19 protein-coding genes and 2 pseudogenes are annotated in these 19676 nt (G+C 61.1%); 11 read left to right on the top strand and 10 right to left on the bottom strand.

All coding sequences use genetic code 11. From position 1 onward, the window contains the following. Positions 1–93 precede the first annotated feature (93 nt). A pseudogene (locus ABQ137_RS03335) lies at positions 94–269 on the top strand (transposase); the annotation flags it as partial. 1417 nt (positions 270–1686) lie between these two features. Here the strand turns inward: ABQ137_RS03335 and ABQ137_RS03340 are convergent. The 5 genes from ABQ137_RS03340 to ABQ137_RS03360 all read right to left on the bottom strand — a co-directional run bounded on the left by ABQ137_RS03340 (position 1687) and on the right by ABQ137_RS03360 (position 5606). Further along, a complete protein-coding gene (locus ABQ137_RS03340) occupies positions 1687–2559 on the bottom strand; it encodes a hypothetical protein (protein ID WP_184515853.1) in 873 nt (290 codons plus the stop codon). A 21-nt stretch (positions 2560–2580) separates the two neighbouring features. Beyond that, complete coding sequence (locus ABQ137_RS03345) at positions 2581–2886, bottom strand: hypothetical protein (protein WP_170912711.1); 306 nt, start codon at positions 2884–2886, stop codon at positions 2581–2583. Positions 2887–3551: 665 nt separating this feature from the next. Continuing rightward, positions 3552–4049 carry a hypothetical protein gene (locus ABQ137_RS03350; protein ID WP_349781163.1) on the bottom strand — a complete coding sequence of 166 codons (498 nt, stop codon included), beginning with the start codon at positions 4047–4049 and terminating at the stop codon, positions 3552–3554. A 110-nt stretch (positions 4050–4159) separates the two neighbouring features. Beyond that, complete coding sequence (locus ABQ137_RS03355) at positions 4160–4738, bottom strand: hypothetical protein (protein WP_184515860.1); 579 nt, start codon at positions 4736–4738, stop codon at positions 4160–4162. Between the two features lie 115 nt (positions 4739–4853). After that, positions 4854–5606: a hypothetical protein gene (locus ABQ137_RS03360; protein WP_260400407.1), complete on the bottom strand. Its 753-nt coding sequence runs from the start codon at positions 5604–5606 to the stop codon at positions 4854–4856. 612 nt (positions 5607–6218) lie between these two features. Here ABQ137_RS03360 and ABQ137_RS03365 point away from each other — a divergent pair. From ABQ137_RS03365 to ABQ137_RS03385, 5 genes and pseudogenes are all read left to right on the top strand, one after another. Beyond that, on the top strand, positions 6219–6614 hold the full coding sequence (locus tag ABQ137_RS03365; RefSeq protein WP_184515863.1) for a SymE family type I addiction module toxin: 396 nt from the start codon (positions 6219–6221) through the stop codon (positions 6612–6614). An 877-nt stretch (positions 6615–7491) separates the two neighbouring features. Next, positions 7492–7713 (top strand): annotated as a pseudogene (locus ABQ137_RS03370) (XVIPCD domain-containing protein); the annotation flags it as partial. Between the two features lie 42 nt (positions 7714–7755). After that, positions 7756–8562 carry an XVIPCD domain-containing protein gene (locus tag ABQ137_RS03375; RefSeq protein ID WP_349781520.1) on the top strand — a complete coding sequence of 269 codons (807 nt, stop codon included), beginning with the start codon at positions 7756–7758 and terminating at the stop codon, positions 8560–8562. 132 nt (positions 8563–8694) lie between these two features. Continuing rightward, positions 8695–9108, top strand: a complete 414-nt coding sequence (locus tag ABQ137_RS03380; RefSeq protein WP_349781166.1) for a hypothetical protein — start codon at positions 8695–8697, stop codon at positions 9106–9108. A 3-nt stretch (positions 9109–9111) separates the two neighbouring features. After that, complete coding sequence (locus ABQ137_RS03385; protein ID WP_184515889.1) at positions 9112–9978, top strand: DUF6973 domain-containing protein; 867 nt, start codon at positions 9112–9114, stop codon at positions 9976–9978. Positions 9979–10108: 130 nt separating this feature from the next. Here ABQ137_RS03385 and ABQ137_RS03390 read toward each other — a convergent pair whose 3' ends face one another. Further along, the gene (locus ABQ137_RS03390; protein WP_184515892.1) at positions 10109–12217 is read right to left on the bottom strand and encodes an ankyrin repeat domain-containing protein; all 2109 of its coding nucleotides are present in this window, start codon (positions 12215–12217) and stop codon (positions 10109–10111) included. 329 nt (positions 12218–12546) lie between these two features. Here ABQ137_RS03390 and ABQ137_RS03395 point away from each other — a divergent pair, with 329 nt between their 5' ends. Beyond that, the gene (locus tag ABQ137_RS03395) at positions 12547–13467 is read left to right on the top strand and encodes a hypothetical protein (RefSeq protein WP_260400408.1); all 921 of its coding nucleotides are present in this window, start codon (positions 12547–12549) and stop codon (positions 13465–13467) included. Between the two features lie 175 nt (positions 13468–13642). Here the strand turns inward: ABQ137_RS03395 and ABQ137_RS03400 are convergent, their stop codons facing one another. The 4 genes from ABQ137_RS03400 to ABQ137_RS03415 form a co-directional block, all read right to left on the bottom strand. Continuing rightward, entirely contained in the window at positions 13643–15139 is a 1497-nt protein-coding gene (locus ABQ137_RS03400) for a hypothetical protein (RefSeq protein ID WP_349781169.1), read from the bottom strand. A gap of 166 nt (positions 15140–15305) precedes the next feature. Next, entirely contained in the window at positions 15306–15710 is a 405-nt protein-coding gene (locus tag ABQ137_RS03405) for a transposase (protein ID WP_260400409.1), read from the bottom strand. 102 nt (positions 15711–15812) lie between these two features. Continuing rightward, positions 15813–16016: a hypothetical protein gene (locus ABQ137_RS03410; RefSeq protein WP_184515898.1), complete on the bottom strand. Its 204-nt coding sequence runs from the start codon at positions 16014–16016 to the stop codon at positions 15813–15815. 62 nt (positions 16017–16078) lie between these two features. Further along, positions 16079–17011, bottom strand: a complete 933-nt coding sequence (locus ABQ137_RS03415) for an AraC family transcriptional regulator (protein WP_065032165.1) — start codon at positions 17009–17011, stop codon at positions 16079–16081. Positions 17012–17101: 90 nt separating this feature from the next. On the opposite strand from ABQ137_RS03415, the gene ABQ137_RS03420 reads away from it, so the two are divergent. The 4 genes from ABQ137_RS03420 (at position 17102) to ABQ137_RS03435 (ending at position 19615) form a co-directional block, all read left to right on the top strand. Next, positions 17102–17935: an oxidoreductase gene (locus ABQ137_RS03420; protein ID WP_104569134.1), complete on the top strand. Its 834-nt coding sequence runs from the start codon at positions 17102–17104 to the stop codon at positions 17933–17935. A gap of 137 nt (positions 17936–18072) precedes the next feature. After that, positions 18073–18303, top strand: a complete 231-nt coding sequence (locus ABQ137_RS03425) for a hypothetical protein (protein ID WP_184515902.1) — start codon at positions 18073–18075, stop codon at positions 18301–18303. 322 nt (positions 18304–18625) lie between these two features. Further along, the gene (locus ABQ137_RS03430; protein ID WP_226426886.1) at positions 18626–19198 is read left to right on the top strand and encodes an RNA polymerase sigma factor; all 573 of its coding nucleotides are present in this window, start codon (positions 18626–18628) and stop codon (positions 19196–19198) included. Positions 19199–19291: 93 nt separating this feature from the next. Next, positions 19292–19615, top strand: coding sequence for a DUF4880 domain-containing protein (locus ABQ137_RS03435; protein WP_161961152.1), 324 nt, complete (start codon positions 19292–19294; stop codon positions 19613–19615). The last annotated feature ends 61 nt before the right edge of the window (positions 19616–19676 follow it).

Below are 19676 nucleotides of genomic sequence, written 5' to 3' on the forward strand. Positions count from 1 at the left end.
AACCGGTCGTACAGGCCTGCGCGGCGATGCCTCATAGCGGGGCTGTGTCGCTGCCGTCAGGCTGAGGTCTTCTTCTTGAGCAGGAGGCCGGCCATGCCGCGTCAGCCGCGTCTGGAACTACCCGGCGTTCCGATGCATGTCGTTCAGAGGGGCGTGAATCGGTGCGAGATCTTCTTGGACGATAAGGATCGGCATCACTATTGCCTGCTATTACGCATGGCCCGCGAGCGCTTTGCTGTGCGGTGCATGCGCTTGTGTTGATGGACAACGAAACCTCAGGGTCAAGTTAACCTACTCAGTCGGCGGTGTTCGGTTTGCGTGGCCGATGAGCGGCCCTGACGCCGGCAAAGCGGTTGGTCTTGGCTTCGACCATCGCGCGGAAGGCGTCGTGGCCCAGAGCTTGCTGCTGCTGTAAACGAAGGCGGATTCGGGCGAGCAGTTCGCCGGACGGGCTTCATCGAGCAAGGCGCGGTAAGCGTTGGATCACTCGATCGGGTCGCTAACAAGCGCAAGGCAATAGGGATGTGGCGCCAGTGCCGAGTGTCCGCGTTGCCCCAGATTGGCTGGGCAGCTGGACCAGCGATACGCGTCGGGTCGTCGTTCAGGCGAGTACCCACAGCTTGAGTTCAATGTAGCAATAGCAGCTAAGGACGTAGCGAGCACTATTCACAAGGTAGGCTTTGTAGTGCGCTTCCTATAGCGTGCCGGTGCGCCCGTGGCAGCCATTGAATAGCGCCAATTAATTGACTTCTTGATTTCTGAATATAAGTCTCAGATATTCATGTGCGAATAGAGCTAATGTGCTCGAAATAATAAAAGGGTATCCAGTGAAAAATTACCTTCTTTTGTTAGGTGCAGTGCTTGCGTCTGGCTGTGCATCAGCAGATTACAAGCCAAGTACGCCCGTTAGTCGTGTGCGGACTACTTCGTTATGTGCGGCATATGGAATGAGGGCGCCTGATAGAGGTAAGATCCGAGCGGAACTCTCCTCGAGAAATGCCATTAACGCAGAGGAGTGGGTGCACGTCGAGCGACGAGAGATAACGGTTGGGATGCGGGAGTGTGCCGTACAAGCGATAGTTCCAGTTGCTGGTGCTGCCAAATATGTCTCCCATAAGATTGCGGGGAAGTTGGTGTCTAGGGACGTTTACTACCGATGCAACGACGTTGGTTCATCTCAGTGTCCGTTATTGAAGATTAGCTATGACAAGGAAGGGGTGGTAACTAGTGTTGGTTCGGCGCCTGACGTGCCTTAGTTGATTAAGAGGCTTCATTGCGGAGGGGCTGGGCCGACCATGGAGAGTGCCTTGGTCTGGTTCGAAGTAACGGGTCATGCCGCTCACCAATTGACGACGCTCGGCTTGCGCAGCTAGTGGAGAGCCTAGCGCCAGAAACGCGGGAGGCCTTGGCTTCGACCATCACGCGGAAGGTATATTGGCCCATGGCGCCATGCTGCTGTAGATGAAGGCGGATGCTGGCGAGCAGTTCGTCGGACAGGGCTTCATCGAGCAGGGCGCGGTAGGTGTTGGGCCGCCCTTTCGGGTCGTTGCCAAGCGCAAGCCAACAGGGATATGGCGTCAGTGCAGGGTGCCTGCGCTGGCCAAGATGGGCTGGACAATCGGACTAGCGATACGTCGCCGGGGCGTCGGGCGGGCGAGTACGCGTTGGGCTGCTCCAAGAAGTTGGCTAAACCATTCGGGGACCAACAGCTGGAGCATCGGGTTCCATCGAAGGCTGCGCAGCAGCATGTTGGGCCAGTGCTGTACTGGAATTTTCGATAGTGGGAGGTTGCTCGCCCGCAAGTACCGATGCGCGGAATCCAGGAGTCGTTCCTACGACGAACACGTCGCCTTCCCGCTCAATGACCCGTCCCACCTTGGACATGTCATTTATTCCGGCTTCGTGCGCACGCTGAGCAGCGAAGGCGACCCGTTCATCGGAGATGTGCTGAGGCAACCCTTCTCGTAGTCCAGCGAAAAGACGATTTCCAGCATGCTCTGGATCAGTCATTGTCTTGGTCCGAGGGTTGCTACGTTCTTGCGATGAGTCATTCTGCCCAAGTGAGTTACTTGATCGTCCTTCGCGCACAGGCTCATTCACTTCAGGCGTGGATGGGGATGTCGGCTGTCGAGACTCCAGCTCGCGAATGGTGTCGATCAACGCATTGGGCGTTTCCACGGTGGGCAACCATGTACCTGCATCAATCTGCTTTCCAGTGACGCGAGACACCGTTTCGCTAGCCCACGACGAACAGTTGTTATTTAGTTCCCACGTGACATTCTCGCGAAGCGCTTGATCGAGGGCTTCGGTTTGAGCCGGTGAGAGTTCGTAGTAGCGGTCGGCATCAGAACGCTGTCCCTTTTCCATTCCGGAACGGATGTCGGTGCCAGCCCCGTTATCCTTCACCATCGGATGGTTGTCGGGCCACAATCCATAGTATTCCGTAGGCGAATCGCCTCGTTTGACCGTAATCCAGGCATGGCCGTCAGTCAGGCCGCCCTGTCCGCCATTGCTGTGTATTCCTAGCACAACGCGCTCATTAGCCGGTTCGGTGCCCATTGCATCGCTCCTTGACTGGAATTATGGAGTCAACGTCTCTTCGGTGTCTGCGTAGACCAGTACGACTTTTTCGCCCCCGTACGGTACGGTGACCTTCGGGGTCCAGGGCTCAGCGGATGGCAAGGCAGCCTTCGCCATGGCATCACACTTCTTATTGATGCCACATCTGCGGATGGCGATACGCAATACGCCGCCATCATTCACGAAATCAACGCCGGGAGAATAAAACAGACTTTCTGCAGGCATGTGGTACGTGATTTGAAGTGAATCGCCTGATTTTTCGATCTTGACCGGCTGAACATCATTCTTCTTGTAATCAGAGCGCATGTTTTCTCCTGCACAGGCAGTCAAGGTTGATAGTGCTAATAATCCCGTAGCAAAAATCAGTCTACTCTTTATATCCACGTTCATGCCCAAGTATGGGATCCGTCCTGCACGTTATCACCCGGTACTTCGACAAGCTAGAGACGGAACATGAGGAGGGGGCAAGATATTTAAGCAGAAGTGATGGGGCAGGTTCACTTATAAGTCATGGCGCTCGGCTTGCTTGGCCAATAAGCAGGCCTGACGCCAGCAAAGCGGCAGATCTTGGCTTCGACATCGCGCGGAAGGCATCGTGGCCCAGGGATCGCTGCTGCTGTAGATGACGGCGGATGCTGGCGAGCAGTTCGCCGCACAGGGTTTCACTGCGCAGGGCACGGTAGGCGTTGAATCGCTCAATTGGGTCATTGTCAAGCGCAAGCCAAAAGAGATGTGGCGTCAGTGCGGAGTGCCCGCGCTGGGCCAGATCGGCTGGGCAGCTGGATCAGAGATACCCGGCCGGGTCGGCGGTCAGGCGAACAAGTAGGCCAATTGCTTATGTGGCTAGGGAAGCGCAAAGGTGGGTTCGACGTCGGACCAATTGCTTCCATTCTCCTTCTTTGACGACACACAGAGTAGTTACTGTCCCGGGGCTAGGTCGCATGCCGACGGGGTTTCCTCAGTAAGTGAGGCTAGTCTCTGATGAATTGGATCTTGGTTTGCGTAATCAAAGCGGTGCCATTTGGAACAGGAGTTCCTCCCTGGCCTCGTTGAACAATGCAATTATCCGATGGCAGGCTATTCAGGACGCCATGCTGGCTGTCTGTGGCTAGTATTGCGCAACGCATCGATTGATCTGTGACCCTGAAGCTAAGGTTGTAGCTATGTCCGGGCAAGGGAGCAAAACTTACAACATTTGCACAAGAACGTTGCTGCCCAAATCTTCCCTCGCGGTATATGACGGCAAGAGAAATCGGACCTGTTGCAGGAATAGCAACGGCAGGTAGCTCCTCATGAGCCTCAGCGATGAGCTTTCCGCCGAGCTCGACCATCCTGCCGCGCGTGCACATATTGTCTCGTGACAGTAGTACGCTGTAATGCCTGCCCATCATCCCAGTTGAATCTGAGTCGGCAATGAGGCGCACATCGGCTGTAGGCTCGGCTGCATGAGGTTGGTAGTCTGACTTCATGACGACGGCACATCCATTGAGAGATATGATGCTTACAATCAGTGCTAGAAAAAATTTACTATTGCTCATTTATCAGGTGCCGGGCTTGTACAGTGTAATAAAGAAAGGATTTATTTAATTGCTAGTAGACTGGTAAGTACCGGGTCTTCATTAAGTCCATCTACTGTTGATATTTTTCCGGTTCGGCTGGCAATAATTGAATTTACGATAATTCCGCCCAGGGCGCCTCCGGCCGCAGATGCCCCCGTACTGCCTGTCACAGTACGCTGGGCAATGCCTTGAGCCGTATTTGGATCGAGCCCGTTGCCAAGATCGTTGGGGACAAAAAACAACGGTCTTGCTCCCCGTTTAAGGTCTTTATAAACAAATATCGCGCCCTGATATTCGTGGCGCTCAGTCCATGCTGGTTTGTTGCGGGGCTCCCAAAATGCGGACTGCTCAAAGCTCTTATCTTGACCAATCAGGATATAGCCGTCTTTCAATTCGAAGGTGCGCGTATAGATGCCGGGCCTTAATGTGTAGGTGAAACTATGGCCCCATGAGGAGGCCTTGGCGACGTAAGGGCTCCGCAGCTCGTACTCCTCTTTCATCACTGAAGTAGACAGCTTCTTTGGGTTGTAATCTTTCGCATTGCTGGCTCCAATCACTGCTAGAAACATGAAGCACAACATGGTCAATCGTGTTTTCATATATTTCCCCTTTTTTTATACGTGGTTTAAATGCAGTCTTCAGTAGGCGGTGTATGCACATCCTCCCATGTGACTTGGTGTCTGCGGTGCGTACGGCAGTTGGAAAGAGATGTTCTTATTGTACGTTGGCGCTATCTTGCCTATTTGCTTCAGCAAGCAACTGCTCATAGGACTGCACGCGAACGCGTAGCCGGATGAGATGCCAGGACATCCCATATGCAAACAAGAGAAGGAAAGCGAACACGCCTTGCATCATTGTGATCTTGCCCAGTACCGTCCAATCGCCCCAACGCCAGTCTTTTAGCTGGAGATAGAGTGCAAGTAGAACAGGCATGATCCCTAGCTTCTCCATGCCACCCGTAAACAACCCCAGGCGTTCGTGCATGTTGGTGCGCCGGTCGCGCATGAAGGCCTCGCGTCGACGTCGCTGTTCAAGCGGAAACGTTCTTAGTGCAGTCACGATGGCGTGATATTGGTGAAACTCTTGCTCCATCTGATTTGCATGCTCAGTGTAGGGACGGCGAAAGCTTGGTAGCTCACGTTTGACAAATAGCACCACAGAGACCAGGAAGCCGATCAACTCAACCGCCAGCCCGGTTGCTGCCCAATAGAACGCAGCCTTGCCTTCCAGTAGTGTTCCGAACACCATTCCAACAGCGGCACCCATGAGGCCAATTGCGAAGCTCCAGCGCTCAACCGGGCCGGCACGGCTTTCCCCAGTCACCTGTGAGTAGCGTGCCATCGCTGCAGAGAGCGATGAAAAACTCAGGTCAGGAAGCATCATGGCTTCGTCGCTTGCTTCGCTGATGGTTGCGCCAGCTGCTTCTTCCACTGAACTCATTATGCTTCCTTTGGCTAGCGGCTTCATCGCCCAGGCACCTTGCTTAGTATTCCGTAGCGCGTGGGCTTGCGCCAGCTACGCGTATAGCTGTATCGGATCTCGCCGGAGCTGCTATTGACACGCCACGCCCTGCACTCGCAATCTAAGCCCAAGGAGCGTCGAAACTCCTCACAGAGCGGTACCCACCTCCGTCAAACCGGTGGGTTTTTTGTGCCTGCATCCCGCAGGTACAAGCCGACGCAATGCCTGCGTCGGGAGGGCGGCTAATACAACACCCGCAAGGGGAATACGCCCGCCGGCTCTGTGCGGTTTCGAACCTCCCGACATCCCGTCGCCGTTGGCGGCGGTTCTTGGGTTGTTCCGGGAGGGCGTTGCCATGTCTACCGCACCATCCATGCCGGCATCTGTGCCAGTTGATCTTTTGCCAGCTTCCGCTCACCGCCTGCGGTGGGATATGGGCGATGTGCTGCGCAGGCTCGACGCAAGCACAGCTATTGAGCAGGCGAGCGCCCATTCTGCGCATCCGCTGAGCCGCCAGCTCGGTGTGTTACCGCACACCTCGCGCCGCCGGTTCGTACACAAGGCCGTGGCGTTACAGCAGCGCGTCGCCGCATCTACTAACCATCACCCGGAGGCGCCATGACACGCCGCCGCCCACCCACGGCATCTGCCAGCGCACGGCCCACCCGCACGCGTGCGCGCCCCGCACCGCCCAAACGGGTGCAGTGGGTTGTGGTGGAACCCGACCGCACCAAGCTGCCACCGATGCTGCCGCCCGACCCGGATGCCTCCCCGCAAGGCCCCGGCACGCTGCGCGCACCCCGCCGCGCCCGCCGCCCGCGCCAATGCACCGTCAGCTACACCCATTACCCCGGCGCCCACGACCACGCCGGCGACCAGCACGTGCCCCACGTTCGCCTCAGCGGCCTATGGCTGGAACAACTGGGCTTTGCCATCGGCACCAAGCTGCGCATCACCGCAAGCGAAGGGCAGCTGCTGATGGAGGTGTTACCGCCGGTGGAGGTGCCGCTGTAGCCGCGGTGCTAGATGTTGCCCACGCAGCATGCAAGACAATCCGTCCAGAGGCATAAGACGCGTGCTGCGTAATGATGTGTCTGCTTGATTAGTGCTTAGGTATAGTGGTCACGCGCCCTCTATCAGGCTTGCGCGCCGACCATGACCACCGAGTAGAGGTAAGTATGCGGATGTTGACTGCGGTGCTTTCAGTTTCCCTTCTATTGCCTAGCTGCAGTGCGGTGTCAGCCACCAAGGCGCGGCACTCCATTGCATATCCCACAGAACTCCAGGGGATGTGGGATCTGGGGCCACAATCGTGCAAGCTACCCTTGAATCCTGATTCTGATTCACCCATACGCATCGAGAAGACCCGGCTGCGTGGGTACGAGCACGAGGAGGTTCCGGTAGCAATCAAGCTTGTCTCCACCGGCCCGCACGCCTGGGTTGTTTCCGCCAAGTCGGACATTGCGCCAGATATAAAAACTGATGACTTGTACATTTTGAAGGGCGAGCATCTAGTGATTTCCGACGGTGAATCAGTCAAGCAGTATCGTCGGTGTAAATAATTGAGCAAGGTTTGACATGATCAAGGAGAGACGTCATGGCAGATGAAGACGGGAATGTCGTTCAACCTGCGCCGTACAGGCTGCAGCAATTTCATAGCCCCAGGCTCGGCAATCAGCGTGTCGAAGATTTCGAGGGTTTGGTCACCCATCATCCCGGGGCAAATGCGCGTGCTCAAGTAGTGGACGGCATTCCTGTCAATGTCGAAAACCCGCGTACCCGGTCTTACGGTGTGATTGGCGGGGAAATTCAGGAGCTGGAGACGCGTAGAACTGACGGCGGACCTTCCAGCGCTCTGGGCGCGGATCAGGTGCTATTGACCAAAGATTTCATGCTTGAAGATAGCCGGATCCCGCCAGGTGGTGCCAACGTTCGCGCCGTTGATGTGCCTTCGCCTGTTGCAGGCTATGTAGCCCGTGTTGATGCCGACCGGTTTGGTGCCGTAGATATCTACGATCGCAAAGGCGGCGAATTGGTCGCGCGCATCTTGCATCTGGATCCAGTTGGTGTTTCGGTAGGAGATAGCGTGGAATACGGTCAGTCGCTCGGTACGCAGAGCAACAAGGGGCTCCCTAACGCCGGCAAGCATGTCCATATGGAGATGGATACGCGTTACTACCAGCAATCCGAAAACTACATGGAAGACCTCGCGAGCGGGCGTCTATCGGTTGATGCCCAGACACGGATTGGTGGCATCGAGCCAAGGCCAATTGTGGACGACGGCACCATCCGCATAGGCGAATCGTCTGACATCGTACGGCAGGTGCAGCGCACATTGAATGCTGAGGGATTCCGAGGCGCAGATAACCAGCCGCTTCAGGAGGATGGTGTGTACCGTCTCTCAATGCAGCCGGCTGTCATCAACTACCAGCAAGCCCGTAGCCTTTCCCCAACGGGAGACATTGATTCTGCGACATTGCAGCAAATCGCTCCGCGTATATTTCCGCCGGAGCTCAATAGAGACGATCACAACGCAGCGCCGACCTATCGAAATATCCAGGGTTCTGCGCCCGCACAAGATCCGCTCCATCGCCAAGCAGAAGAAGCCGTTCGCCGCCTCGAGCAAGGCCTCGGTCGAGAGTACGACGACAACAGTGCTCGGCTGGCTGCAAGCAGCGCATATATGGCCAAAGAACAAGGACTGTCGCGGATCGATCATGTCGTGCTGAGCGAGAACACCAAGTCCGTGCGACAGGGTGAGAACGTCTTCGTCGTGGAAGGCGCGTTGAACGATCCCGCCCACAAGATGGCGCATATGAAGACGAGTGAGGCGATAGCGCAGCCCGTCGAGCAATCCTTGGCGCAATTGCAGGCCTTGGGCGAAACGCAGCGCCAACAGCAATTCCAGCAGCAGGTGCAACAGCAAGAGCAGTCGATTGCGCCTCAACACCGTATGGTGTGAGGCCTAGTGCAATTTTGCTGGGACTGTTGAACGCTCCGTCAACCGCACGCTGTAGAGAGGTAGGCGAGGTGCGGTGCCGGCTGGCCGCTTCTGGTAAAAAAATCGCTCTACCGCAGGAAGGAACCGCGCCGTATGTTATTCGCTATCTTCCGTTCTTACGTTTCGGCATCGGCTGCAGTGGTCGTTGCCACCTTTGCAGGATGCGCCATGACCGAGCCGCCAATCTCAAAAAAACAGTTCTCCGAGCATGTTGTGACGCTGCTGGCCGGCAAGGACTCGGCTGTGGTTGAAGCCGGCAAGCTGACCGATTTCCCTTGGAAGACGCTGTGCTTCGAGCGCGATGACAGCCTGTTGCTGAAGTTCGATCGCGACGGAGAGACATCCGTGCTGCCGTTGCCCTATGAAGAGTTCTTCGTGGATGAGGCACATGTTGCCAATTCACTGGAGGACAGCTGTGTCACGCCATCCGATCGCATCCTGATCAAGAAGAAGTATCCGGGCTATCAAGGGCCTATCGAGTTTCAGAAGGCAGCGCAGGGAGGCTAGGCCATGGTCGATATCACCGATCCAAAGGGTGCCAAGCGTGAGATTGAGCAGGAAGCCTATCGGCACTACGAACATCTGAGCGGCATCACCTTGGCAAAGCGTCCCGATGGCACCTTCCAATCGCAGGGGCACAACGACGAGCTCGATGCCTTTCGGCATGCGTATACCAGCGGCCGTGTCACCCAGCTTGCGTTAGGTCAGCAATGGATCGCACGCAGGTTCGGGGATGATGCCGAGATTGGGCCAGCCCATCCAAATGATCCCTACGAACATCGCATGGATCTATGGAACAACGAAGCCGGTCGCCGGCTTGGCGATCAGACCTCCGGGCAGGATGAGCTGGCGCGACAGGCCTACGCTGCGCTGCGCCAGGGCGATCTGGCGACCGGTTTGAACGATCCGCGGCTCAGGCAGCTATTTCCCGACGATCCACGCCTGGCGCGGCCCCAGGGAGATCCTCAGCGTGATCTTGTGACCAGCGGCGATGTTGACCGGATCAACAAGGATGTATCGCGCCTGCAGGACCAGGCGCATGACAGGTTCCCAGACACGCATCTGGACCGTGCGTATTTCAATACGCTGCGTGGGCAGCTGCCTGCATCGGTGTCCGACACCAAGGTGGCCGAGGTCATGATTGCCGCAAAGCAGGCGGGTGTGGAAAGGGTCGACCAGCTCGCCGGCGCCGTTCTGCGTGACGACCAGATCTTCGTTTCAGGCAAGACGCCAGGATTTCGTGCACAGGTAGACGCGACCACGCCGGCACCTGATATGCGGCAGAGTGTTTACACCGCCGATCAGCACAACGCCGTCCAGGCCTACGACCAAGCGCAATCGCAGGCGACACAACAAGCACCTGCGCCTGGACGCTAGGCGGCCCAGTGGGAGGTTGGTGGTAGGTACTGCCGACGTGCTGCCTTCGACGGCTGAGTCATCAAGGGAAGGCCGGCGCGCGCATGCTGATGCGTGATGTCTGGCTCCGGTAATGGTCAGCGCATGACGCTTACCGCAATGCCGCCCGCACCGTCTGCAGCGAGATGGCAAACAGGTCGACGGCGCGCTTGCCATCGTTGTCCTTGATGGTTTTGTCGGCACTCCGGGCCAGGACGAGGGCGTAGTTGGGCGCGCTCTCATCGTTGCTTTCCTGTTCGGCGGCGTAGTGCAGCAGGGTGCGGCCCCTGGCGTCGCGCGCGTTGATGTCGATCCCCAGGCTCAGCAGAAAATCGAGAAAGGCCACTTCCTTCGGGAACGTGTGGCGCGGGAGCCAGTGACGGGCGGTGAGGTTATGCAGCAGGGTTTGCTGGCCCGGTTGCAGGGCCAGCGGGTCCAGCCCCTTGCTCATGATCAGGCGCACCAGGTCCGGCTGGAAGCAATAGGCCAGCGACGAACGGCCATCGGCGTCGGTGCGGGTGGCGTCCGCGCCCAGTTCCAGCAGCGCGGTGATGGGGCTGTCGCCATCGAGCGTGTGGGAGAGCAGCGCCGACTGCAGCGGTGTGTAGTGCTGCGAGTCGTCGGTGTTCTGTGCGATGGCCTGCGCGTTGATGTCGGCGCCGCCGGCGACCAGCACGCGCACCTTTTCGCCGGTGCTGGCGGTGTGCAGCGGCGTGGTGCCGTGGATGTCGCGTGCGTTGGGATCGGCGCCGTGTGCCAGCAGCACACGTGCGGTGGCCACGCCGCCCCAGCCGAGCATGGTGGTGCCGTTGTCCCAGCGTGCGTCCGGGTCGGCGCCGGCGTCCAGCAGCGCTTCCAGCATGTCCAGATAGTCCTGCAGGCTGAGGTGGTTGCGCAGCTTGCTGTCGACGTCTTTCACCGCCTCCTCGCTGGCCTGCTGCAGGGCGCGCTTGGCGGCGCGATAGCGCGCGCGGGTCTGTGCGTCCTTGGCTTGGGCGATCATGTCATCCAGTGAGTCGAGGCTGCCGATGCTGATGCTGTCGATCAGGTGCTGGCGGTATTGCGCACGCGTCATTGCGGCGATCGGCCCGCGGGTGACCACCAGGTCGTGCAGCGGCCAGGAACGCTGATTGGCCCAACCGTTGACGCGTGCGCCGTGCGCGATGAGCCAGCGCACGGTGGCCAGCGTACCGTGTTTGACTGCGGTATTGAGCGGCAGCAGCCGTGTATTGAGCGTTGCGCCGGCCTTGAGCAGGCGCTCGATCATGGCCGTGTTGTCGTGCCGGGTGGCGTAATGGATGGCGGTGGAAAACTCCTGGTCGGATGCGGTGTGTTCCATCAGCCAGTCGCTGTCCGGCGTGCAGTCGGGGACGGCGCCTGCCAGCAATGCGGCCTCGACGCCGACGAGTGAATTGGCGCGTGCGGCGTCCAGCAATGCGCGATCGGCAGCGCTGCGCTCCACGATCGGCAGCGGCGGCGTATCGGGGTCGGGTTGCGCCGGGTCGCGTTGCAGCCAGGCCAGCCACGCCTTTGAGCCCTGGTTGCCGGCATCCAGGTAGAAGGTGTCGTCTTTCTGGCCGTTTCCGAAGCGCATCCACGAGGCCCATTCGGTGCCGGCCATGCCTAGCGCCGACATCTGGGTGATGAAGCTGAAGAAGTCCGGCGCCAGCGCCAGGCCGTGCAGCATCTCCAGTTCGTGCGAGAAATAGCGTACCGGTTGCCTGGCCGGATCCGCATGCGTGGTGTCGATGGTCAGCCAGTCGCCGTTGATGAGGTTGTAGAAAGCGAACTGGTGTTCCCACAGTGCAGGACTGTTGGGTGCCTCGGACAGATCGCGCGTGGCCAGCTCCTGCTTCCAGTCCAGGAAGACGGGCAGGGCCATCGTATCGATGTGCGTCAGGCTCCACACCGTGTCGCGATTGCAGCTCATCGACGGCAGGTCTTGCTGTTCCATCGCGCGCAGATGCGAGGGCACGTACCAGCCGAAGCTCACCTCCGCCGACAGCTCGCGCAGGACGCGACGCAGTTGGGCGGGGATCGGCAGGCGGTGACGGCGTTCGAGCGATAGCAGCTGGCGTTCTGTCGCAGGCGGGGCGATCCGTAGCGGCGTCACCTGCCAACGGCGCTTGCGGGCGATGGCTTCCATCCAGCGCCATTTCGCCTGCCACTGGCTCCAGCGCGTGTGCAGGGCGCTGTCCTGCGTGGCGCAGGCGCCGAGCATGCCCGCTGTGCCCAGGACGACGATGCCGGCTTCGAGAAATTGACGACGGGTGACCTTGCTCAGGTGCGGTTCCTCGCAGAAGGCGGAAGAGACAGCTGCTTGCGGGGCGAAGGATAACGCGCGAGGCGATCGGTGCCCGGCAGCAGGCAACGTGTGCGCGACACACCAGGGCGCGACGCCGGAATGCCTGCAGCGCAGACCTTGCGCTCTGTTGCCCGGGCTCGATAATCGGCACGACACCGTGCGGCGGCTGCGATACGTGCTGCCTGCAGCCAGATGTGGCTGGACTGCATCGGTGCGGGAGCAGCGTCAATCCACGGAGGATGCAGATGCAATCGACATCGCAGATGGAAGACAGGTTCGCCCCGGCCACACGGCTGTATGTCCTGCTGGCGCGGGATGCACGCACCGGGGTGATCTTCCGGCGTGGGCCCAGCAAGCAGGTTCAGCTGATCCGCTGGGACTTGCGCACGGACACGTTCGAGCACGGGCAGTGGTTCAAGGGCCGCATCTACGAGCGGCGTTGCGATCTGTCGCCGTCGGGGCGGCTGTTGGTGTATTTCGCGGCCAAGCACAAGGGCGATTTCGGAACCTGGACAGCGCTGTCGCGCCCACCGTTCTTCACCGCGCTGGCGCTCTGGCCCAAGGGGGATGCGTGGGGTGGCGGTGGTGCGTTTGAGGACGAGCAGACCTTGCTGTTGAATCATCGCCCGCAGGCAGGCCGCGAGCCGTTTCCGCTGCCGACCGGCTTCGGTCTGAAGCACGGGATGACGGTGCGGCCGTTCGGGCAATGGTCCGGCGGTGGCGAAGACGAGCCGATCGACAGCATGCTGCGGCAGCGCGCTGGCTGGCGAACGCTCGACGGCGGTGAGGGCGAACGCGGCGGTTTGCGAAGCGGCGTGCTCTACGGCTTCACGCGCCCACGCGTGTGGGAGAAGGACGGCAGTGGCGGGCGTCGGCTGCAATCGCTGTTGCGTGCCGTGGGGCGCCAGAACGATGCCTGGTATGCGCTGGATCATCGCGTGCTGGATCGCGACGGCACCGTGCTGGTGGACCTGCCCGGCACCGACTGGGCCGACTGGGATGGCGGCGACCTGGTGTTCGCGCGGGGCGGCTGCCTGTATCGGTTGTGCAAAAGCGATTTCCGGCGCTATTCCGAGCAGGGCGAGCAGGCGGCTCGGCTGCTGCATGACTTCAGCAAGGCGCGGTTTGCGCCGGTGGCACCCACAGCGGAGGCGCTACGCTATTGAGGGGCTGTGCGCGATGCCTGTGCGCTGCCGGCATTGCAGGCGGACAAGGCCTTGGAATGCGGCGCCGCGTTGCCTGCGCGGCGCCGCGGCTTGCGGCAGCAAGATGTCGACCTGCAAGGCCTCCGTACACACGCCTGAGTCGCGCCAGCGGCGTATCGGCGGCGTGGTGCGGCAATCAGGCGCCATCGTTTGCGCGCAGGTGATCGAGCAGCAGCGGGTGCAGCAGCGGTGGCATGGGAGCAGTGCCTGCCCCGTGCTCCCACTGCTGCAGAAATGGCGCCAGCCATTGGCGATGCCAGACAGTTGGACGGGCGCGTGCGGCCAGCCGCTGGCGCAACTGTTCGACATGTGCGTTGGCACGTGTCTGTTCGCCGCACTCCAGGTGGAAGAACACGAATACCAGCAGCATGCTGTCCGGACTGGCGAATATCACCTCGGGCGGCACCACGCCGTTGTCGTCGCCGTGTTCCAGCAGCTGCAGCCAGGTGTCGGCGGAGCGTTGGAACCAGGGGCCGGCCAGCTGATCGGTCAGGCGCCTGAAAAAGTGCACATCCAGTGCGGGCAGTGCCGTCGCCAGACGGGCCAGGGCAGCGCTCAGCACGGCGTCGCTGTGGGCTGGATTCAGTGCCCAGCCGCCGTAGTCGCCCACGTCCGCGCTGTCCAGGACCTGCTTGCCCAGGAAGGTGGCCGCATCAGCCACGCAATGCAGGTCATGCAGCTGCGTGGTCGCCGCGCGCTGCTGCCAGGCCAGCAGGCGGGCATGCTGCAGCCCCGCCTGGACCATCAGCTCGCCCAGGGTCGGGTCATAGCTGGCCCACAGACACTGACGGCTGCCGTCGTGGTCGCGGATCCATTGCCAACGATGGCTCGCGTCAACCGTGACAGCAGACCAGCCAGCAGCGCGCAGCGATGTGCCCAGGTGTTGCTCCACCAGTTGCGGGAGCAGCTCGCGCAGGCGCACCTGCTGACGTCGGGCCTTGTCACGCGCGGTGCGTAACGCCGCAGGCGTGCGCTTGGGCTGCAGGAAAAACCGCAGACCCATCTCGCGCTCGATCTCACCGGAGGTGCCGCTGTCGGCCAGCCGCGGCACGGCCAGGTCCTCGGGCGCGCCACGGCGAGGCTTGAGCGCGCGGAGTGCGGCCAGCGCACGGATGGCGCGCAAGGTGTCGGAAGCGAGCAGGCCGTCCAGGGTGGGCGCGATACCGTCGGCAGCGTCGAAGGTCTCGTCCAGCCAGCCGTTGACCAACAGGCCGTAGCAGTCGGTGAACAACGCGCTGTCATCGGCCTGGTGGGCGAGGTTGAGAACGTCCCCGAACACTTCTGCCAGCGGTAGCGTGTGGCCGGTGTCTGGTTGGCGGTAGACCACGCGTGCCTGGTCTTGCCATTGCAGATAGACCTCGCCCTGTGCGTCCTCCAGCCAACCGGGCGCTTCGGCGGCCAGGGCCTGCGCGCGCAGGGTCGCATCGTCGATCTCCTCGACCGCCGTACGCACCAGCACGCCATTGCGCAGTAGCTCGGTGTGCACGCGGAACCAGGTCAGGCCGGTGTCGTAACGCGCCTGCAGCCCAAGCAGGCTACGCATGAGCGCTGCCTTGTGCGTGCGACTCAAGCTGCCGCGATCGACCAGCTGGACGCAGCGTTCGATGAACTCCTCGATAGCGTGTTGTGACATCCGTGCCTCCTGTGCGTCAGTGGTCAACGTGCGGGCATCATCATGCCAGTGGTCCGGGCGACCGCGTGAGCGGGAAAGGTCGCGGGCGGGAGCCGTGCCGCCCGGCGCGGATCCGCTGCCTGTTCGTGCGCTGCTGCGCACGTTTCATCTCAAGCCAATAACGGGGTCAGGTTAACTTATCAGTCGGCGGTGTTCGGTCTGCGTCGGAGATGAGCGGGCCTGACGCCGGCAAAGCGGTGGGTCTTGGCTTCGACCATTGCGCGGAAGGCGTCGTGGCCCAGGGCTCGCTGCTGCTGTAGATGAAGACGAATGCTGCGACGTAGTTTCGCGCAAGCTGTTGCATCAGTTGCCCGATCCGTCCCGCATCAGATGGCGTGACTAGCAAGGGCACATGGTTGTCCATCAAGACGTAAGCATGCAGCTGACAGCCTGTCGCGTGCAGGGCCTCATGCATCAGGTGCAAATAGCGCAATCGATCGCCATCATCCAGAAAGCAGCGCAAGCGGTTGTTCCCGCGCTGCACGATGTGCTGCGGGATGCCGGGAAGGTCGATGCATGGAAGTCTGACCATGGCACAAGACTCGCAGCCCGGCGTTGGTGCTGATAGCGAGGAAACCCTCCCGAAAGCTGAGGCCGTAGCCTGAAATTTGGCTAGGAAATGAACCTGACCCCGTTAGCGCAGCGTTTCCAGGCATGGCGCGTACTGGGCAGTCTTGTCTTGGACGATTGCCACGTCGTTGCGCATATTTCCCTCTTTGTCCCATCCCGGCGTCTGCCCGCACTGCGTCAGGATGGGAGACGGTGTAGAGAACGCTGCTTGATAGTCCTTGCGGTCGTAGCGCTGCTGCAATACCGCGCGTGCGCAGGCCGGCAACATGTGGTCTCCGCGCTCCTCCAAGCGGAAAGAGCCATGCGGTTTAATTGCCTCGGTTCCCTTAGCTAGTGCGAAGAGACGTACACCGCATCCGCAAATGCCTCGGGAATTGCAAACGTCTCCCGCATCCTCCGCGCCTCGGCCGCCGGCGTGGCACCAAACAACCGCCGGAACTCACGACTGAACTGCGATGGGCTGGTGTACCCCACCGCATGGCTCGCCGCTTCCGCCGTCAGCGATTGCCGCACCATCAACAACCGCGCCTGGTGCAGCCGCGTCGACTTCACGTACTGCATGGGCGAGACCTGCGTGATCGCCTTGAAGTGGCTCTGGAAGCTGGGCGCGCTCATGCCTGCTTCGCTCGCCAGTCGCGCCACGTCCAGGGGCTGCGGATATGAGGCGTGAATCAAACGTAGCGCCTGGCTGATGCGACCGAACTGGCCGCGCATGGCCAGTGCACTACGCATGGCGCTGCCCTGCGCGCCCGTCAATACGCGGAAATAGAGCTCGCGTAGCAGTCCCGGGCCGAGGACGGCGGCATCCAGTGGCTTCTGCATGGCCTCGAGGAAGCGCAGGACCGAATCGCGCATGGCGTCGTCCACGGGCGTGGACATCATGCTCTGCGGTGGCTGCAGAGTGTCGGCCTGGCCTTTGCGGTCGATCTGTTCCGCCACTTCCGCGGCGAGCGGGAAGTCGAGATGGAGGTAGAGGGCCAGCAGGGGGTGGGCCGGCGTGGCGTCCGTTTCCATCGTGAAAGGCACGGGCACCGAGACGGCGAGGTACTGGTCCGCGTCGTAAAGGTAGAGCTGGTCGCCGAAGTAGCCACGCTTGCGGCCCTGGCACACGATGACGATGCCGGGGTCGTAAAGCACGGGCGTGCGGGCAAGCGCCCGGTCGGAGCGGAGGATGCGGACGCTCGGCACCGCCGTGAGGTTATAGCCCTCGTCGGGTGCCAGTTCGCGCAGAAGTTTGAGCGTGCGAGCCTTCGGAGCATCCATAGGAATAGGCAAGAATAAAAGCCAATTGTGACTTATCGACCTGGCAATGGTGGCGGATTATGCATTCCAAGACCAACCAACGGAGCACCCATGGGCAACCCAAAGACCCTCCTCATCACCGGTGTCAGTAGCGGTTTGGGCCGTGCCCTGGCCCGGCAAGCCGTCGCCCAGGGCCACGTGGTCATCGGTACCGTTCGCAACGCGGCGGCGAAACGCGTCTTTGAAGACCTCGCTCCCGGGAAGGTTCATGGCCGCCTCCTCGACGTCACCGACTTCGCCGCCATCGACGGCGTCATCGCCGAAGTGGAGGAGAATGTCGGCCCGGTCGACGTCCTCGTAAACAACGCTGGCTACGGCCACGAAGGCATCATGGAGGAGTCGCCTCTCGAGGAGATGCGCCGCCAGTTCGATGTCAACGTATTCGGCGCCGTCGCCATGATGAAGGCCGTGTTGCCGTACATGCGCCAGCGCCGCCGCGGCCACATCCTCAACATCACCTCGATGGGCGGCCACATCACCATGCCCGGCATCGGATACTACTGCGGCAGCAAATTCGCGCTGGAAGGCATCTCCGAGACGCTGGGCAAGGAAGTTGGTCCGCTAGGCATCGCGGTGACAGCGGTGGCGCCGGGTTCGTTTCGCACCGATTGGGCGGGGCGTTCGATGCAGCGGGCGCCGCGATCCATCGCGGATTACGACGCCATCTTTGATCCCATCCGCCAGGCCCGCGAGGAAAAGAGTGGCAAGCAGCCAGGCGACCCGGTGAAGGCAGCACGCGCGATGCTGAAGGTGATTGCCGCGGAAAATCCGCCGGCGCATTTGCTTCTGGGGAGCGATGCGTTGACGCTGGTGCGAGCCAAGCTGGCTGCGTTCGCAGCGTCCATCGCCGATTGGGAAAAGGTGACCATTTCAACCGACGGCTGAAGATGCGTCTCTGGTGCAGCGCACTTGCTAGCGAGGAGGGGGAGCGCGATGAGTCTTATCGCGAGCACCGATCGGCGCCCCTACAACACGGGGTAGCGGGGGTGGCACCGGGCAGGTAGTTCAGTTCATGAAGGGCAATGAACACCGATTCCGCGCTTCTGGCCCGTTTGCCAAAGGATGGAGTGACGGCTTTGGTGTTGATGAAACCAGACTTGGCGGACGATGCGTCGTACGAGTGCCGAACGATGTCGGTAGCAATCGGCCTTGTTGCTTACAAACCTCACGTCTGGATCGTGTCCGCCACGTCGGATCTCGCACCAGCTGGAAGAACGGATGACCTGTATCTGGAAAGGGCAAGCATCTGGTGATTTCCGACGGCGAATCGGTCATGCAGTATCGCCGGTGCAAGTGACAGGGTTGAGGTGTGCAGCACGTGTGTGTTGATGTGGACGGAGGCTGACTAACGCGCAAGACGTAGGGGGTTAGCATCGCTTGCCGTCATAGAGGAAGAGGTGGGGCTGCGGTTCGGGGTGCGGCGCCCACCACCCACTCTCCATCTTTCGGCTGCACTGCTCATGTTCAGATCCACTTGCATGACCCTCGCGCGCGCGTTGCGCTGGTGCGTCGTGTCGCAGGATGCGTGGGGAAGTTGGTGGGCAGCGGCACTTGGCCGAAGGCGCGGCGACCACGATGAGCTCGCGTGACGGGCCGCCCATGGCGCGCGGGCAGCCGTCGCTCGCCGAGAGGGACCGCCTCCGCGCCGAGTTCGACCAGGCACTGGCCGCACTGCATGCCGAACTGTTGGTGTACCTGCGCCGCCGTACGCGCGATGCCGAGACCGCTGCAGACCTGGCACAGGAGACCTTCTCGCGGATGATGGTGTACCGCGATGCGCCCAACATCGGCGACCGCCGGCTGCTGATGTACCGCATCGCGCACAACCTGGTGATCGAGCAGCGGCGCTCGCGTCAGCGGCGGCTGGCGGCGCAGCACGTGTCGCTGGACCAAGTTGCACCGATCAGCGCCGACGAGGCCGGCGTGGACGAGATTGCCGATGCGCGCCAGACACTCGATGTGCTGCTCAAGCGCACCTTGCTCGAGCTGCCGCCGAAGTGCCGGCTTGCGTTCAAGCTCAGCCGGTTCGACGGGCTCACCTATCCGCAGATCGCCGCGAAGATGGGGATCTCCACCAAGATGGTGGAGAAGCACATCAGCCGTGCGCTGCTGGCGTGCCGCGCGGCGGTGGGGGAGTTGCCGCAGTAACCGGGCTGCAAGGCGGCTGGCTGGCGCCGCCGGAAGATGCTGGTAGCATCGTGCGCGAGGGCGCAGCAGACGGCCCGTCGGGAGTCACCAGCCATGCGTGCAGAGTCCGGGCGCATCCACGCGCAGGCGGCCGCCTATCTCGTTCGACGCGGCAGCGAGACTGCTGCCGAGCGCGCTGCGCGCGAGGCGTGGCTGGCTGCCGATCCGCGCCACCGTGCGGCCTACCAGCAGTTGCTCGACGTGGACGAACACGCGTCGGCAGTGCTGAATGACCCCGAGTTGCAGGCTGCCACTGCACGCGATCTGGAACTGCTGACGCCGGCCTCCGGCCGGCGGCGTCGCTGGCCCTGGCTGTTGCTGGCAGCGATGCTGGTTGCCGCGATAGGCTATGCGGTGCATCACCTGCTGGTGCAGTAGCGCGCACTCAACACTCGGCACTCAGCAAACCGCACTGCGTGTTGCGGAAACCGTTGAATGT

Origin of the sequence: Xanthomonas sp. WHRI 8393, from assembly GCF_040203315.1 — a bacterium.
Classification (GTDB): domain Bacteria; phylum Pseudomonadota; class Gammaproteobacteria; order Xanthomonadales; family Xanthomonadaceae; genus Xanthomonas; species Xanthomonas arboricola.